The following is a 15,472-nucleotide window of genomic DNA, read 5'->3' on the forward strand; positions in this document are numbered from 1 at the left end:
AAAGGCCGTGCCGGAATGGATGTTTCACTGGTGCCGGCGGACACGAGCGACGATGTGCGCGAGCGTGGCTCCGGAGTCGCGGTGCTGCCGGTCGGGAGTTTCGAGCAGCACGGCCCGCACCTGCCGCTGGCGACCGACACCCTCGTCGCCTGCGCCGTCGCCCGGGCGGTGGCCGACGCGTATCCGGTGCACCTGCTGCCGCCGGTGACGATCGGCTGCTCGCACGAGCACGCGGACTGGCCGGGGACCGTCAGCATCTCCGCCGTGACCCTGCACGCGGTGGTGCGCGACATAGCGGACTCCCTGCGCCGCTCGGGCGTCGGGGCCCTGGTCGTGGTCAACGGGCACGGCGGCAACTACGTGCTGGGCAACGTCGTTCAGGAGTCCTCGGCACGCGGCGAGCGGATGGCGCTGTTCCCGGCCGCGGAGGACTGGGAGACGGCGCGCCGGCGGGCGGGGGTGGTCACCTCGCTGCTCACCGACATGCACGCGGGGGAAATCGAGACCTCCGTTCTTCTGCACAAGCATCCCGAATTGGTCAGGCCCGGTTACGAGGCCGCCGATTTCGTCGCGGACGACCGGCGTCATCTGCTCTCCCTCGGTATGTCCGCCTACACCGATTCCGGTGTCATCGGGCGTCCTTCACTGGGTTCGGCGGAAAAGGGGAAGGAACTACTGGAAAGCCTGGCGGATTCCTTCGGGGAATATTTCGCACTGCTGACGGCCGAGACGGCGGGGACGCCGTCCACGTACGACGACTCCGACGGCTCCGAGGGCTCCGACGGCGAGCGCGTGTAGCGCGCGGCGTACCGACGTCCGACGAGGACGGCGACGCCGGGCAGGCTCGCCACGAGGCTGAGCACGCCGTACACCACCGCCACGCCCAGCCCGGTGCCCGCGCCGAGCCCCGCCGCGCCGAACGCCCACGCGGTGACGCCCTCCCGCGGGCCCCAGCCGCCGACGTTCAGCGGCAGCCCCATGGCGAGCAGCGCCAGCACGGCCAGCGGTGTGAGCGCGGCGACGGAGGCCGCGCTGCCGGCGACCCGGGCGGCGAGCACGAACATCGTGAGGTGTCCGGCGAGCACGACGGCGGAGGAGAGGGCGATGCCCGGCAGGTTCCGCCGGGACAGCAGCCCGTGCCGTGCCTCACCGAGCGCCGTCCGCACGGCCCGGCCCCGGCGCGCGGGGGCCCGGTTCATGCGCAGGGCGAGGACGACGGCGAGCGCGCCGGCCAGGGCGAGGGCCACGAGGGGTGCGAGGTGGCGTGCCTCGGCGCGCACCGGGGACGGCATCGTGAGCAGTACGCCGGCCCCGACACCCATCAACGCGAGCTGCCCCGCGACCCGTTCGAGGACGACGGCCCGCACGCCCCGCCCCAGGTCACCGGCGCTCCGCCCGTGCCGCACCGCCCGGTGCACGTCGCCGAGGACGCCGCCGGGCAGGGCCGCGTTGAGGAACAGGGCGCGGTAGTAGTCGGCGACGGCCGCCGCGAGCGGCAGCCGGATGCGCAGCCCGCGGGCGACCAGGGTCCAACGCCAGGCACTGAACACCGTGGTGACCAGTCCGATCCCGAGGGCCGCCAGCACGGTGGGCCCGTCGATCCGGCGCAGCCCGTCCAGGAAGGCGCCGGTCCCCAGCCGCCACACGAGCACGGCGAGGACGGCGGTGCCGGCGAGCGTGCCGAGGTGGGCGCGCAGGGCGCGGCGGCGGGGAGCCGCGACGCCGGTCGGGGCGTGCGGGCGTACCGGCGTCGGCAGTACCGCCGTCGGTGCGGTCGACACCGTCGGCAGAGTCGGTGCGCTCACGGGGCCCCGCCCGTCGGCCGGCACAGCGCCAGCAGGTCGGTGTGGTGGACGACGACACGCAACTCCCCGGCCGCGCAGGCCGCGAGGCGCTCCTCCAGGTACCGGTCCGCCCGCGCCCGCAGTTCCGGACGCTGTTCGACGGCCGCACCGACCCAGCCCCGCAGCCACTGGGCGGTGAGTCCGGCCTCGTCGGGGCCGAGCCGCCAGGGGCTGGGGTGCGTCCGTACGGTGGCGCCGTGCCCGGCGAAGGCCTCGGCGGCGGCGGTGACCGCGTCCGGACCGAGCATGCCGGTGCGCCGCTGGTGGTCGTTGAACGCCTCGGTGATCTCGGCGTCCAGGGGGTGGGCCGGGGTGAGGTCGACGCGTCCGGCGACGGAGAGGGTCAGCAGCGCCGGGCAGCCGGCCGCGGTGCAGGCGGCGGCGAGCTTGCCGACCTCCTCGGTGGTGAGGACGTCGAGCAGTGCGGACGCCGTCACCAGCGCGGCGCCGTTCAGGGCGTCCGGGGTGAGGCGGGCGAGGTCCCCGCGCCGCGTCTCGACGGTGACGCGGCTGCCGTCGGCGGCGGTGCGCGGGGCGGCCACGGCGGCGAAGTGCAGGAGGTAGGGGTCGCGGTCGTGCAGCACCCAGTGCTGGGCACCGTCGAGCAGCGGGGCCAGCCAGCGCCCCATCGACCCGGTGCCGCAGCCCAGGTCGTGCACCACCAGCCCGTCCGCCCGCCCCGGCAGGTTGGCGAGCCTGATCCGCAGCGGGTCGAGCAGGTCGTGCGCCCGCGCGGCGGCATCGGCGGGCTCCCGCAGCCGCAGCCATTCGGGCGCGTAGCGCGGGGGCTTTGCAGGGTGCTCGCGCACCGGCGCTCCGCGCAGACGGACGGTGGCACGCTCGCCGGAGGACTGCTCGAGGCCGTCGGCGACCGGCCCGTCGGAGGACCCCCCGGCCCCGAACCGCCCCTGCCCGTCGGTGACCGGCCCGTCGGAGGACCCCCCGGCGGCAGGCCGCCCCGGCTCGTCGTCGACCAGCCCGGCGGAGGACCCTGCGGCGCCGGACAGCCCCTGCCCGTGGGCGACCGGCCGTGCGAAGGGCCGCTCGGCGCGGTGCTCCGTGGGCTCGGCGGCGGCGTCGTCCGGCCGCCGCGTCGCGGGGCGGGCGGGGCCGTCTTCGGGCCGGTCGACGGACGGGACCGTCCAGTCCTCGCCCGGGCTGCCCCCGAGGCCGGCGGCAGGCCGCTCCACGGGGCGTCCGGCGCCCGGGCGGACCGGGCCCGCGACGTGGACGACGGCGTTCGGGGAACCGGTGGCGTTGGCGTCCGGCGGGCCGAGCCCGACCGGGCCAGTGCCCCCGGCCGCTGCCGGGACGGTGTCTACGGCCGCTGCCGGGACGGCGCTCTCGGCCGGTGCGGCGGGCTTGCCCGTGCTCATGCGGCCCTCCTCGGTTCGCCCGGCAGCCGGTGCAGTACGCCGGCCAGGCTCTGGGCCGTGCTCGCCCAGCCGTTCAGGGCGGCGCGGCGACCACGGGCGGCGGCCTTGAGCCGCCGTCGTACGTCCGGCTCGCCGAACCAGCCACGCAGCTCCGCGGCGAGGGCGACGGGGTCCTCCGGCGGGACGAGGATGCCGGGCACGCCCCCGTCGGGCGCGCGTCCGACCGCCTCCGGCAGGCCGCCGACATCCGTGGCCAGCACCGGGATGCCGCGCGCGAGGGCCTCGGTCACCGCCATGCCGTACGTCTCGGCGTACGAGGTGAGGACCATCAGGTCGGCGGCGGCGTAGGTGGCGTCCAGGTCGGCGCCGGCCCGCGGCCCGGCGAGCACCAGCCGCTCCTGGAGACCGTGCCGCGCGATCAGCGACCGCAGCCGGTCGGCGTACTCCGGGTCCTGTGCGAGTCCGCCGACGCACACGCAACTCCACGGCAGGTCGGCCACGGCCGCCAGCGCCTCCACCAGCCGGTGCTGGCCCTTGCGCGGGGTGACCGCGGCGACGCAGACCAGCCGCGAGACGCCGTCGGTGCCGGGCGCGAGGGGTGCGATGTCGGCGCCGGGGGCGGCGACGTGGACCCGGCCCGGGTCGAGGCCGTGGTGGGAGACGAGGCGGCGCACCGCCCAGTCGCTGGTGGCGACGACGGCCGGGACGGCACGCAGCACCGAGCGCTCGCGGGCGTCCAGGGCGGCCGCCACGGCGGGGTCGAGGCCGGTCTCGTCGCCGAGCGGGAGGTGGACGAGGACGGCCATGCGCAGCCGTTCGGCCTCCGGGACGACGACCTCCGGCACTCCGCAGGCCACCAGACCGTCGAGGAGGACGACCGCGCCGTCCGGCAACCGTCGCAGAACGCGGGCGAGTTCCGCGCGGGCCGCGTCGTCCGGCCGGGGCCAGTCGCCCGGCACGGGCAGCCCCCGCACCCGCCAGCCGAAGCCGGGCAGGTCGAGCCGTACCCGCCGGTCGTAGGCGTTGCCGCCACTGGGCGCGGCCGGGTCGTCGACGCCACCCGGCATGACGAAGTGCACGGATCGCAGGGACATGGGGACGATCCCCCCGTTCCTCGGGCCCGGGATCCGGACCGGGGCCGCGGCCTGGGCCTGGGCCGTCCCCGGCAGCTGGGCGGGGACGTGGGCGAGCCGGGTCCGCCCCGCGGCGGTCGTGCCGGTCACAGCGCACGCTCGTAACTCGCCCAGGCGACGTGCGACTCGTGCAGGGTGACGGTGAGCCCGGTCAGGCCCCTGGCGCCCTCGCCGAGCCCGCCCTTGTGCACGCGCTCGGCGAGCCGGTCGGCGATGACCTTGGCCAGGAACTCCGTGGAGGTGTTGACGCCGGCGAAGTCGGGTTCGTTGTCGAGGTTGCGGTAGTTCAGCGCACCCACGACGGCACCCAGCTCCTGGGTGGCCAGGCCGATGTCGACGACGATGTTGTCCTCGTCCAGCTGCTCGCGCCGGAAGGTGGCGTCCACCAGGAACGTCGCTCCGTGCAGGCGTTGCGCGGGCCCGAAGACGTCGCCGCGGAAGCTGTGGGCGATCATGATGTGATCGCGGACGGTGATGCTGAACAACGGACGACCCTCCAGGTGTGGCGCGTCTGGTTCCCCGCCGATGGCTGCGCGGGTGCCGTCTATTACGGCTGGATGCCCTCCGCCGTTCAGTGGTCCGTACGTCTTTCCGCAAGGTCAGGCGCCGCTGCGGGCGTCCGTGCCGGTGTCCTCGTCGTCGTAGCGGATCCGGTGGCACAGTGCGGGGATCTCTCCGGATGCCAACCGCGGCATCAGCTCCGGCAGTTCGGCGAAGGCGGACTCACCGGTGACGAGCGCGTCGAGCGCCGGGTCGGCGAGCAGTTCGAGGGCGAGGGCGAGCCGGTCGGCGTAGGTGCGGGTGGCGGCACGGGCCGGGGAGACGGTGCCGACCTGGCTGCCCCGCAGGGTCAGGCGCCGGGAGTGGAAGGCCTCGCCCAGCGGCAGGGCGACGCGCCGGTCGCCGTACCAGCTCAGCTCGACGACGGTGCCCTCGGGCCGCAGCAGTTCCAGCGACCGGGCGAGTCCCGCCTCCGTCGCGCTGGCGTGCACGACGAGATCGCGGTCGCCGACGGCCTCGCCCGGGGAGGCGAAACCGGCGCCGAGCGCCTCGGCGACCTCCGCGCGGGCCGGATCGGTGTCGACCAACTCGACGCGGACGCCCGGGAATCGGGCGAGCAGCGCGACGACCGAGCAGCCGACCATGCCTCCGCCGACCACGCTGACCCGGTCGCCGACCAGCGGCGCCGCGTCCCACAGGGCGTTGACGGCGGTCTCGACGGTGCCGGCGAGTACGGCCCGCCCGGCGGGCACCGAGGGCGGTACCGGCGTCACGGCCGCGGCGGGGACGACGTACCGGGTCTGGTGCGGGTGGAGACAGAACACGGTGCGCCCGACGAGACGCTCCGGCCCCTCCTCCACCACACCCACGTTGAGGTAGCCGTACTTCACCGGCCCGGGGAAATCGCCCTCCTGGAACGGCGCGCGCATCGCCGTGTACTGGTTCTCCGGCACCCGGCCGCCGAAGACGAGGGTCTCGGTGCCACGGCTGACCCCGCTGAAGAGGGCGCGCACGAGCACCTCGTCCGCGCCCGGTACCGGCAGCTCCACCTCGCGGATCGCGCCCCGCCCCGGCGCTTCGAGCCAGAACGCACGTGCCATGCGTGCCATCGGAAGTCCTCCTGAACGATCGGGAAGCCACTCACGTACCGAGGGATGCACAAGCCGCGCACAAGGTAGCGGCGTTGATCGACTCTGTCACACGGCCGGAGGATGTTCGGTGGCCCTGATCAACCTGAACCACACGGACGACGCGTACGGCGCCTGTCCCGCGAGGTCCGTTCAGCAGGAGACGGCGGTCGGCGCGGGCGCGCAGATCCTGCTCCTGGCGCTGCTCGGCACCGCGATCGGCATGGGCACGGCGGGCTGGCTGACCGGCCTGGCGTTCGCGTTCGCGAGCTGGGCGGTGCTCTCCCGGGCCCTGCACCGCTCCCGGCTGCCGTCGTTCGGCCCGGCCAACCGGGTCACCCTCGGCCGGGCCACCCTGGTCGGCGGGGTCACCGCCCTGGTCGCGGACTCCTACCGCAGCGCGCCGCCCGTCTCCCTCCTGGTCGGCCTGACGGCCGTGGCCCTGATCCTGGACGGCGTGGACGGCAAGGTCGCCCGCCGCACCGGCACGTCGACACCGCTGGGCGCGCGCTTCGACATGGAGGTCGACGCGTTCCTCATCCTGGTGCTCAGCGTGTACGTCGCGCTGGATCTGGGCCCGTGGGTGCTGCTGATCGGCGGCATGCGGTACGTGTTCGTGGCCGCGGCGCGGGTGTGGCCGTGGCTGACGGCCCCGCTGCCGCCGAGCACGGCCCGCAAGACGGTGGCCGCGCTCCAGGGCGTCCTGCTGCTCCTGGCGGGCGCGGAGCTACTGCCGCACCTGGGGAACGCCGGGGTGGTGGCGGTGGCGCTGGGCCTGCTGGTGTGGTCGTTCGGCCGGGACGTGCGGTGGCTGTGGCGGCGGTCCCGGGTTCCCGCGACGCCTGCCACGGCAGTGCGGGAACTCGTCGCGCAGTGAGTCCCTCCTAGGCCGCCGCGCCCACCGGCCCCGCGGAGCGCGCCGATCCCGAGGACCGCGCCGAGATCCGCCCGCTGATCAGGACGGACCGGCGGCGGGTGAAGAGACGGGGCAACGAGACCATGAGGGCGTTCAGACGCCCCGACTGCACGCTCGGCCGCCGTCCGCGGTCCAGAGCGCGCATCGCGGTCGCGACCACCTGCTCGGGGGTCTGGTAGCTGCCTTGGTAGGCACCGCCCTCCAGACCGTCGAAGAACTCGGTGCGGGTGAGCCCCGGGGCCAGCGAGAGAACCCGCAGCCCGGTGCCGCGGGACTCGTACCACAGAGCCTCGGTGAAGCTGAGCACGAAGGCCTTGCAGGCGGCGTAGACCGCCATCCCGGGGCTGGGCGCGTAGGCCGCCGCGCTCGCGACGTTGACGAGCACGCCACGGCCGGAGTCGCGGAGCGGCTCGATGAACGCCCGGGTGAGGTCGACGAGGTTGGCCACGTCCACGTTGATCTCGTCGGTGAGTCGGTCGGGGTCCTCCTGATGGAAGGTGCCGCTGGTGCCGAATCCGGCGTTGTTCACCAGGCCGTCGACGCGGATGCCCCGCCCCGCCAGGTCAGCGGCGAGCCGACGCCCCGCCCCCGGCTCGCTCAGGTCCAGCCGCACCGCCGTGGCGCGTACGCCGTGCCGCGCCCGCAGTTCGGAGGCGAGGTCCTCCAGGCGGTCGAGCCGCCGTGCGACGAGGACGAGGTCGGAGCCGCGGCGGGCCAGTTCGCGGGCGAACTCGGCGCCGATTCCGGAGCTGGCGCCGGTGACGACCGTGGTCTGACCGGAGAAGTCGATTGCAGTCATGTCATGCACTGTAGGCAGCTCTTTGCACTCAGTGCAAGTAGTGCGCTTGATGTACGATCATGCGCACAGTGAAACCCTACGCGCTGCGTGCAAAGCTATAGACTGAGTGCATGGCCGACACCCCCACGCTTCGAGAGCGCGCGCGCCGCGCCGCGCGCGCGGAGATCACCGCCACCGCCGTGCAGCTCTTCGCGGAGCAGGGCTTCGAGGCGACGACGATCGACCAGATCACCAGTGCCGTGGGCATCTCGCGCCGCTCCTTCTTCCACTACTTCGGCAGCAAGGAGGACCTCGTCCTGGGCGACACCCAGGCGCTCGGCGAGTCGGTACGGGCCGCGCTGGAGGCCCGCCCGGACGACGAATCGGCCTGGACCGCCATCCGGGCGGCCCTCCTGACCATCCGTCCGGCGGACAAGACCCCGGAGGAGCAGCTCACCCTCGCCCGCATCCACCACGAGGCGCCCTCCGTGCGCGCCCGGCACCTGGAGAAGCACCTGCGCTGGCAGGAACTGCTCGCCCCGGACATCCAGCGCCGCCTGGGCCTGCCCCCGACGGCGGCCCCGGACCCCAGGGCACTTGCCTTCGTCGCCGCCGCTCTGGCCTGCGTCGACGCGGCCGTCGACGCGTGGTACCGCTCCGGCGGCGCGGAGGACCCCGAGCACATCTTCGACGAGGCGGTGGCGACGCTGCGCCGCTAGGACCGGACCGGCCCCGCCGTGGAGGGGGTTGGTGCGGCGGCCCCGGCACCCCGGTGCGGCCACCGGGGCAGCGTCGCCGCCGCCACCAGCGGTACGGCGGCCAGCACCAGCCACGGCACCGCGACCGGCAGGCCGGTGTCCAGCAGCAGGCCGGTCGCGGAGCTGCCGGCCAGCACGACGATCCCGGAGACCGAGGACAGCGCCCCGGTGTACAGCCCGAGCCGCCCGTCCTCGGCGAGGTCCGGCACCCAGGCGCGGGCGACGGGCGCGACGAGCATCTGCCCGAGGGTGAGCAGGACGACGAACCCGGCGGCGGGCAGCAGCCCACCCGTCCCCGTCCACCCCGCGGGCCGCGCAAGCCCGACGACCGCGAACCCGACGGCGATCAGCACCAGCCCAGCCACCATCGACCGGCGCCGCGCCAGCCGCTCCCCCGCCCACCGGGTCACCGGCAACTGCGCGGTCACCACCAGCAGCGACGACAGCGCGAACAGCCAGGCCAGCGGCGCCTGCGAACCGGCGGCCCGCTCCACCTCGGCGGGCAGCGCCAGGTAGAGCTGGTTGTAGGCGAGGAGGTAGGCACCGTAGGCGCAGCACAGCGCGAGGAAGCGCCGGTTGCGCAGTACCAGCCGGGCCCCGCCCTTCATCCGGACCCGGACCCGGCCGGGAACGCGCTGCGGCAGCAGCCATGCGTGCCCGGCGAGGACCAGCACGAAGACCCCGGCCCCGGCGAGGCAGGCCGTACGGAAGTCGACGGCGAGCAGCAGCGCCCCCAGCAGCGGCCCGACGAAGGCACCGGCCTGCCCGGCGACGGTGAACAGCGCCAGGACCCGCGTCCGGTCCCCGGCGCCTTCCTCCTCCCACACGACGGCCTGCCGGGCGACCTCGGACTCGACGGCCGGCGAGAAGAGCGCGGCGGCGAACCCGATCAGCAGTACGGCACCGACGACGGCCCAGGTCCGCTCGGCGAAACCGAGCCACGCGAACCCGGCGATCCGCAGCACGCACCCGGCCAGCACGACGGGCCGGATGCCGTACCGGTCGGCGAGCGCCCCGCCGACCACGAACAGCCCCTGCTGGCTGAAGGTCCGCAGCCCGAGCACGAACCCGACCAGCCACCCCGCCATGCCGACGGACTGCCCCAGATGCTCGGCGAGGAAGGGCAGCACGGCGAAGAAGCCGATGTTGAAGGCGAGCTGGGTGAGGATGAGCAGCCGGAGCAGCGGGGAGAGCGCGACGAACGGGGCGGTACGACGGCCGGGTGCCTGCCCGGACCGCCCGCCGGCGGCGGACGTGGAGGTCATGTCACCGGACTCCGACTCCGGCAGGTTCCTGCTCCGTCTGCGCCACTGACCGCCGCTCGACCGCCTCGGTGTCCCGAGGGGACGACCGGGTGGGCCGTCGGCGCAGCCCGCCCGCGGCGCTGACGGCCAGCGCGCCGAGCAGGGCCAGTACGGCGGCGGGGGCGAGGACGGCCCAGGGGGCACGCTCGGCGTAGGGCTGGTTCTCGGCGAGGAGCAGCCCCCACTCGGGGGACGGCGGCTGGGCGCCGAGTCCGAGGAACCCGAGCGAGGCGAGGGCGAGGGCGACACCGGGCAGCCGCAGCAGGGCGTGCCGGAGGACGGGCGGCACCACGGCGGGCAGCAACTCGTGCCGCAGCAGATGGACCGGTCCCGCGCCCAGGCCCTTGGTGGCGGTGATGTGCAGGGTGGCGCGCTCCTGCCGCAGCAGGGAGGAGGTGTGCGCGGCGAGCGGCGCCCAGGCGACGGCGCCCACGGCGAGCGCGGGGGTGGCCGCGCCGCTCCCGGCCACGGCGGTGACGAGCAGCGCGACGAGCACCGGCGGTACGGCGTTGACGGTGTCGACGAGGGGCGCGGAGACCCGGGGCACGAGCCCGAGCAGTACGCCCGCGAGGAGGGCGGCGGCACTGATGGCGGTGGCGAGGAACAGCGTGTCCAGTGCCCCGTGGCCGACCCGGGCGAGCAGGTCGCGCCCGAGGGCGTCGGTGCCGAAGGGATGGTCGAGGGAGGGGGCCCGCAGCCGCTGCCCCGTGTCGAGGGCGAGCGGATCACGGGCGAGGCCGAACCCGACGACGGCGAGCAGGAGGGCACCGTAGAGCACCGGCAGCACTCCCCCGGCGGGCGGGGTGGGCCGGTGCAGCGAGGACAGCGCGCCGTCGCGGAGCGCGGGCCCGGTGAGCAGCCGGGCGGCGACGCGGGTGGCGCCGGTCGCGAGCGCGGCGAGCAGGACGAGGGCGAGGGTCCCGGCCTGGAGGACGGGCAGGTCCTGAGCGAGAGCGGCCTGAAGGGTGGTGCGCCCGAGCCCGGGAATGTCGAAGACCTGCTCGACGGCGACGGCACCACCGGTCAGCCCGACGACGAACAGTCCGAGGTTGGGCAGCAGCGCGGGCACGCACCGCCGCACGGCCTGGCGGGCGATGGACCGCCCCGTCAGCCCGCGGGCCGCGGCGGCCAGCGCCCACGGTTCTCCGAAGGCACCGGGCAGCAGATCATCGAGCAGCCGCCCCAGCACGGCGCCCGCGGGCAGCCCGAGGGCGAGCGCGGGCAGCAGCGTCCACTGCGGCCCGTACCACCCCAGCGCGGGCAGCCACCCCAGCTGCACCCCGACGACGGTGGCGAGCACGGAGGCGACGAGGAACTCGGGCAGCGAGGCGAGTACGGCGGACAGGCTCCCGCCCCCGCGCCGCCCGCCGAGCCGGCGCCGCGCGCCGAGCCGCAGGGTGCGCGCGCAGATCAGCCCGGCGGTGAGCCCGGCGACGAGCAGCGCGACACCCATGAGCAGCAGCGAGACCCCGAGCGCCCGCGTGACGTCGGGCAGGACGTTCGCGCCGGAGATCCACGACCGCCCGGCGTCCCCGCGCACGAGCCCGCCCAGCCAGCCGGTGAGGACGTGCAGGGGCCCACCGTCGATCCCGAGCTGCCGCCGGATGTCGGCGAGCACCTCGGGCGTGGGCTCGCGCTCGGCGGACCGCGCCTTGAGGACGGTGTACGCGGGGTCGGTGCGGGTGAGCCAGGGCAGCAGCCCGACCCCGCACACGAGCCCGACCGCGAGCACGACCCGCCAGGCCAGGGCGGCCACCCGCTGCAGCACGGTTCAGCGCCGGGTGCCGGTACCGACGAGCGCGCGCTCGTACGGGTCGAGGACGACGCCCTGTACGGAGTCGGCGACGCCGGTGATGATGCGCTGGTGCACGAGCGGCACGACGGCGTCGCTGCCGATGATGCGTGCCTCGGCGGCCATGGCGGCGTCCTGGCGCTTCGCGGTGTCGGCGATCTGCTCGGCGTCGGCGACGGCACGGTCGACGCCCTTGTCGCACAGCTGGGCGATGTTGAAACCGCCGTCGCAGGTGTAGTCGCCGGCGAGGACGGCGACGGGGTCACCGGTGTCGAGGAGCGTGTTGCGGGCAAGCACGAAGGCGTCGAACTTCCCGTCCAGCGCGTCCGCTTCGAGCCGCGAGTACTCCCGCACGGTGAGCTTGACGGTGAACCCGGCCTTCTCCAGCTGCTGCTTGACGACCTGGGCGACCTCGGGCAGCTCGGGCCGGTTGTCGTAGGTGGCGAGGTCGATGGTGTCGCCGCCGGGCTTCTTGGCCGCCGCACGTCCGACGGGCGGGGTGCGCTTGCCTTCCGCCCAGGTCACGGCGGGCCCGTAGACACCGGCACCGGGATCTCCGTACCCCTCGTACACGTCCTTGGCGAACACGGAGGTGTCGAGCGCGCCTCGGGCGGCGGCCCGCAGTCCGGCGTCCTTGAATGGCCCGGAGGAGGCGTTGAGGAGCAGGCTGGTGGTCCGGGTGGTGGCGGTGTCGCGCCGGGTCTCCTCGTCCAGCGAGGCGGCCTGGGCGACGGGAACCGCCTCGGCGATGTCCAGCTCCCCGGTCCGCAGGGCGTTGGCACGGGCGGTGCCGTCGGCGATGAAGCGCGCGTCGATGCCGGAGGCCTGCGCGCGGCCGCCCCAGTAGTCGTCGAAGCGGTCGAGGGCGGCGGAGGTGGCGCCGTTGACCTCGGTCAGCTCGAAGGGGCCGGTGGCGTGACCGACGGGGTCGACGCGGTCGCTCTTGCCGTAGGCGCCCTTGGACAGGATCGCGAGGCTGGGGCTGGAGAGCCGCAGCGGCAGCACGGGGTCGGGCTCGGCCGTGGTGATGCGGACGATCCGGTCGCCGCCCGCCTCGGCGCTGAGGGTGACACCGGCGAGGGCGGCGGGCGCGGGCTCGGCGTCGGTGGCGTGCGTGAGGGACGCGGCCACGGCGGCGGGGGTCACTTCACCCCCGTCCTGGAACGTGGCGTCGCGGAGGCTGAACTCCCAGATCCTGTCCCCGTCCCGCCGCCAGGACTCGGCGAGCGCGGGCGCCGCGGACCCGTTGGCGTCCAGCGAGGTGAGTCCCTCGGTGACCCCGAGCCGGCTGAGCAGGGTGGCGTCGGCGCCGTACGGGGACAGGTTCTCGGCGGGCGGGAAGGCGAGGGCGACGCGGAGACGGGCGCCGTCACCGTCGCCACCGTCCCCGGACGCGGAGTCGTCGCCCCCTCCGGAGGCGAAGCAGCCGGCCATCAGCGGCACGAGCAGGAACGGGGCGAGCAGCCGGGGGCGGCGGTGGGAGCGCATGGTCCTCGGATCGATCAAGTCAGGTGCGGGCACCTGGATTTCGGGCGACGGGCGTCGGGCGGGTGTGCGGGTGCGCAGCAGCGCACGGGGAGCCTACATGGAAACGATTTTCACGCCTACCTGGCCCCGCGCCATCCCGCCATGGGCACCTCGAAGTGCACGATCCCCTGCCCGCCCCCGGCGTCCTCCCGCTCGTCGTGCACCACCTTGGCCAACGACCGCCAGAAGGGCTCGGCCCCGGTGACGGCGGGGTCTGTGTGCAGATAGACGGCTCGATACCCGCCGTCGGCGACGGCGAAAGCGAGCAACTCATCGACAAGTCGACGCGCGATCCCGTGCCGCCGGTGCTCGGGCCGCACGTACACCCGCCGCAACTGCGCGGTCACCCCGGAGGGGAACCGCTCGGCGACGTGCACGGGGTTCGGGGGGTGCGCGGGCCCCCGGGAGTCGAGAGCACCGGTGCCCACGACCTCGCCGTCGGCGGCGACAGCGACGAGGAGGGTGTGCCGGGCGGGGGTCAGGTAGGCCCCGGCCGGGTCGATGACGTCGCCGTGCCAGCGCGGAACGTACCCGGTACCGAAGTCGCGGTAGACGGTGTCGAGCATGACGGCTCGGGCGGAGGGCACGTCGGCGGGGGTGGCGGTCCTGATGGTGTAGTCGGTGGTGCGCACTTGCACATCGTACGCATTAAGCCGGATCGCGCCGCCAATGGGGCCCCTCACCTGCACTGAAGCCACTCATCGAAACCTTGGCCGATGCCCGCGTAGCCCGCTCGTCGTACCCCTCTCGTCGTACATCTCGTCGCTACCGCAGCGGTTGCACTCAAGGCTCAACCCCTTGCGGGACGACTCGGCGGACTCAGCACCATACGGTCTCATTCGCACAGAGACATGGACATGACTCCACCTACGGGAGGCGAACCGTGAAACTCAAGAGCAAGATCGCGGGCACGTTGCTGGCGGCAGGCCTGGCGGTGTCCGCACTGCCCCTGACCGCCTCGCCGGCGCAGGCCGCTTCCAAGCATGTCGGGCAGAACGGCAACGAGTCGCGTTGCTACTCGACGGGCTACTACGTCTGCTTCTACTACAGCACCTGGAACTCGGCCTACTGGGGCGGCTGGAACGACAACGCCAACCTGGGCGACAACTACTACCGCGCGGGCACCGGGTCGGGCGCGGGCCAGGTCGTCCGCAACAACGCCCGGAAGATCCAATGCGACTCATGGGCCGCCTACTGCAGGAGCTACTACTCACCCAACTACTCGGGGAACTACGACTGGCTCTACGGCGGACAGCGCGGGGAGCTCTACTACACGTGGAACAACAACGCGTCGGTGTACATCGGCGTCTGACCCCGAGCCGCCGACGCGTTCCTTCCGGGCCCGCGGGTGCCACACCCCGGGCCCGGCAGCGCGGGGAGCGGCAGGCCCGCACTCCTCCGACGACTTCGACGGATCCGACGAAGTGGAATCACCTCATGCCTCTGCGTCTGCCTCCCCCTCAGCGCCGAACGTCCGTGCCGACTGCATGGGCCGCGGTGGTCGTGATGACTGCGGTGGTCGCCACGTCGGCCACAGCCTGCTCCGGCCAGGACTCCGCGGTTCCCGACTCGACAGTGGCACCGCCGACCGCCCCGCCCGCCCCGGGGGAGGTCGTTCTTCCCGTCAACACCTACCTGCCGACGGTTCATGACCAGGCCCGGACAGCGCTCGCTCGTGCCGTGCTCATCGACCGCTGCATGCAGAAGTCCGGTTTCTCGTTCCCCCGGCCCGCCGACTCGGTCCTGAAGGCAGGCGTCGAGGACAACGGCGTCTACGGCAACAAGCGACGCTACGGGGTGGCCGACAAGGACACAGCACGGCGGTACGGATACCACCTGCCATCCGCAGTCGACGAAGGGGCCGACGAGGACACCGAAGCAGCTGCCCAACGTGCCGACTGGATACGCGCCCAACGGAGCAACCCCGCTTACACCGCTTCTCTCAACGGCGGGGGCGAAAACGGCCCACCGGGAGGGTGCGTGGCGGAGGCCGATGCGGCGCTGGCCGGCGAGGACGACGCGTCGAAGGACTCCAACGCCGACGTGGCCTCGGGCATCAAGGCCGAGTCCCACAAGCGGACGATGAACAGCCCCGACGTCATCGCCGTGTTCAAGCAGTGGTCCCACTGCATGCACGACAAGGGCTATACGACCGCCGCTCCGGTCGGCGAGAACCTGCCCTTCAACATCGACGCCCTCCCGGTGAGCCGCGAGGAAATCAACATGGCGCTCACCGACGTTGCCTGCAAGCGGGAGACCCGACTGGTCACCATCTGGTCGACGGAGGAACAGCGGTACCAGAGAGCGCAGATCAAGAAGCACGCCGATGAACTCCGCAAGGCGGCGGACGACAACGAAAGGCTCAGGGAGTCCATCGCGTCGATCGTCGGCCATGAGTGAGCGCCCGACCACAACG

14 protein-coding genes and 1 pseudogene are annotated in these 15,472 nt (G+C 74.1%); 5 read left to right on the top strand and 10 right to left on the bottom strand.

Annotated elements, in window-relative coordinates:
* Window positions 1-15: 15 nt before the first annotated feature.
* Window positions 16-729, top strand: a pseudogene (locus tag Sru02f_RS25165) (creatininase family protein); the annotation flags it as partial.
* On the opposite strand, the gene Sru02f_RS25170 reads toward Sru02f_RS25165, so the two are convergent.
* The 5 genes from Sru02f_RS25170 to Sru02f_RS25190 form a co-directional block, all read right to left on the bottom strand.
* On the bottom strand, window positions 612-1,805 hold the full coding sequence (locus tag Sru02f_RS25170) for a lysylphosphatidylglycerol synthase transmembrane domain-containing protein (RefSeq protein ID WP_159107477.1): 1,194 nt from the start codon (window positions 1,803-1,805) through the stop codon (window positions 612-614). The pseudogene Sru02f_RS25165 and the gene Sru02f_RS25170 overlap by 118 nt on opposite strands.
* On the bottom strand, window positions 1,802-2,851 hold the full coding sequence (locus tag Sru02f_RS25175) for a hypothetical protein (RefSeq protein WP_167469242.1): 1,050 nt from the start codon (window positions 2,849-2,851) through the stop codon (window positions 1,802-1,804). The genes Sru02f_RS25170 and Sru02f_RS25175 overlap by 4 nt, the downstream gene beginning before the upstream one ends.
* A 365-nt stretch (window positions 2,852-3,216) precedes the next feature.
* Window positions 3,217-4,443, bottom strand: a complete 1,227-nt coding sequence (locus tag Sru02f_RS25180) for a glycosyltransferase family 4 protein (RefSeq protein WP_109028606.1) — start codon at window positions 4,441-4,443, stop codon at window positions 3,217-3,219.
* On the bottom strand, window positions 4,440-4,838 hold the full coding sequence (locus Sru02f_RS25185; RefSeq protein WP_109028605.1) for a 6-pyruvoyl trahydropterin synthase family protein: 399 nt from the start codon (window positions 4,836-4,838) through the stop codon (window positions 4,440-4,442). Before Sru02f_RS25185 ends, Sru02f_RS25180 begins: the two co-directional genes overlap by 4 nt.
* A 114-nt stretch (window positions 4,839-4,952) precedes the next feature.
* Window positions 4,953-5,963, bottom strand: coding sequence for a zinc-dependent alcohol dehydrogenase (locus Sru02f_RS25190; protein ID WP_167469208.1), 1,011 nt, complete (start codon window positions 5,961-5,963; stop codon window positions 4,953-4,955).
* Between the two features lie 109 nt (window positions 5,964-6,072).
* Between Sru02f_RS25190 and Sru02f_RS25195 the strand changes: the two genes are divergently transcribed.
* Window positions 6,073-6,858 carry a CDP-alcohol phosphatidyltransferase family protein gene (locus tag Sru02f_RS25195; protein ID WP_109028603.1) on the top strand — a complete coding sequence of 262 codons (786 nt, stop codon included), beginning with the start codon at window positions 6,073-6,075 and terminating at the stop codon, window positions 6,856-6,858.
* Window positions 6,859-6,865: 7 nt separating this feature from the next.
* Here the strand turns inward: Sru02f_RS25195 and Sru02f_RS25200 are convergent, their stop codons facing one another.
* Window positions 6,866-7,696, bottom strand: a complete 831-nt coding sequence (locus tag Sru02f_RS25200; RefSeq protein WP_109028602.1) for an SDR family NAD(P)-dependent oxidoreductase — start codon at window positions 7,694-7,696, stop codon at window positions 6,866-6,868.
* A 110-nt stretch (window positions 7,697-7,806) separates the two neighbouring features.
* On the opposite strand from Sru02f_RS25200, the gene Sru02f_RS25205 reads away from it, so the two are divergent.
* Window positions 7,807-8,394, top strand: a complete 588-nt coding sequence (locus tag Sru02f_RS25205; RefSeq protein ID WP_109028601.1) for a TetR/AcrR family transcriptional regulator — start codon at window positions 7,807-7,809, stop codon at window positions 8,392-8,394.
* Here Sru02f_RS25205 and Sru02f_RS25210 read toward each other — a convergent pair.
* The 4 genes from Sru02f_RS25210 to Sru02f_RS25225 form a co-directional block, all read right to left on the bottom strand.
* Window positions 8,391-9,698, bottom strand: a complete 1,308-nt coding sequence (locus Sru02f_RS25210) for an MDR family MFS transporter (protein ID WP_109028600.1) — start codon at window positions 9,696-9,698, stop codon at window positions 8,391-8,393. The two genes, Sru02f_RS25205 and Sru02f_RS25210, sit on opposite strands and share 4 nt — an antisense overlap.
* A 1-nt stretch (window position 9,699) precedes the next feature.
* On the bottom strand, window positions 9,700-11,505 hold the full coding sequence (locus tag Sru02f_RS25215; RefSeq protein ID WP_109028599.1) for an ABC transporter permease subunit: 1,806 nt from the start codon (window positions 11,503-11,505) through the stop codon (window positions 9,700-9,702).
* A gap of 3 nt (window positions 11,506-11,508) precedes the next feature.
* Complete coding sequence (locus Sru02f_RS25220; RefSeq protein ID WP_109028598.1) at window positions 11,509-13,017, bottom strand: ABC transporter substrate-binding protein; 1,509 nt, start codon at window positions 13,015-13,017, stop codon at window positions 11,509-11,511.
* Between the two features lie 116 nt (window positions 13,018-13,133).
* On the bottom strand, window positions 13,134-13,688 hold the full coding sequence (locus Sru02f_RS25225; RefSeq protein WP_109028973.1) for a GNAT family N-acetyltransferase: 555 nt from the start codon (window positions 13,686-13,688) through the stop codon (window positions 13,134-13,136).
* 251 nt (window positions 13,689-13,939) lie between these two features.
* On the opposite strand from Sru02f_RS25225, the gene Sru02f_RS25230 reads away from it, so the two are divergent.
* On the top strand, window positions 13,940-14,368 hold the full coding sequence (locus Sru02f_RS25230) for a hypothetical protein (RefSeq protein ID WP_109028597.1): 429 nt from the start codon (window positions 13,940-13,942) through the stop codon (window positions 14,366-14,368).
* 194 nt (window positions 14,369-14,562) lie between these two features.
* Window positions 14,563-15,456: a hypothetical protein gene (locus tag Sru02f_RS25235; protein ID WP_159107476.1), complete on the top strand. Its 894-nt coding sequence runs from the start codon at window positions 14,563-14,565 to the stop codon at window positions 15,454-15,456.
* The last annotated feature ends 16 nt before the right edge of the window (window positions 15,457-15,472 follow it).

Origin of the sequence: Streptomyces rubrogriseus (assembly GCF_027947575.1) — a bacterium.
Taxonomy (GTDB): domain Bacteria; phylum Actinomycetota; class Actinomycetes; order Streptomycetales; family Streptomycetaceae; genus Streptomyces; species Streptomyces rubrogriseus.

Excerpts from the sequence above, each read along its gene's own strand:
- Sru02f_RS25200 (WP_109028602.1), bottom strand. The coding sequence starts at position 7,696 with ATGACTGCAATCGACTTCTCCGGTCAGACCACGGTCGTCACCGGCGCC.
- Sru02f_RS25190 (WP_167469208.1), bottom strand. The coding sequence starts at position 5,963 with ATGGCACGCATGGCACGTGCGTTCTGGCTCGAAGCGCCGGGGCGGGGC.
- Sru02f_RS25235 (WP_159107476.1), top strand. The coding sequence starts at position 14,563 with ATGACTGCGGTGGTCGCCACGTCGGCCACAGCCTGCTCCGGCCAGGAC.
- Sru02f_RS25205 (WP_109028601.1), top strand. The coding sequence starts at position 7,807 with ATGGCCGACACCCCCACGCTTCGAGAGCGCGCGCGCCGCGCCGCGCGC.
- Sru02f_RS25210 (WP_109028600.1), bottom strand. The coding sequence starts at position 9,698 with ATGACCTCCACGTCCGCCGCCGGCGGGCGGTCCGGGCAGGCACCCGGC.
- Sru02f_RS25220 (WP_109028598.1), bottom strand. The coding sequence starts at position 13,017 with ATGCGCTCCCACCGCCGCCCCCGGCTGCTCGCCCCGTTCCTGCTCGTG.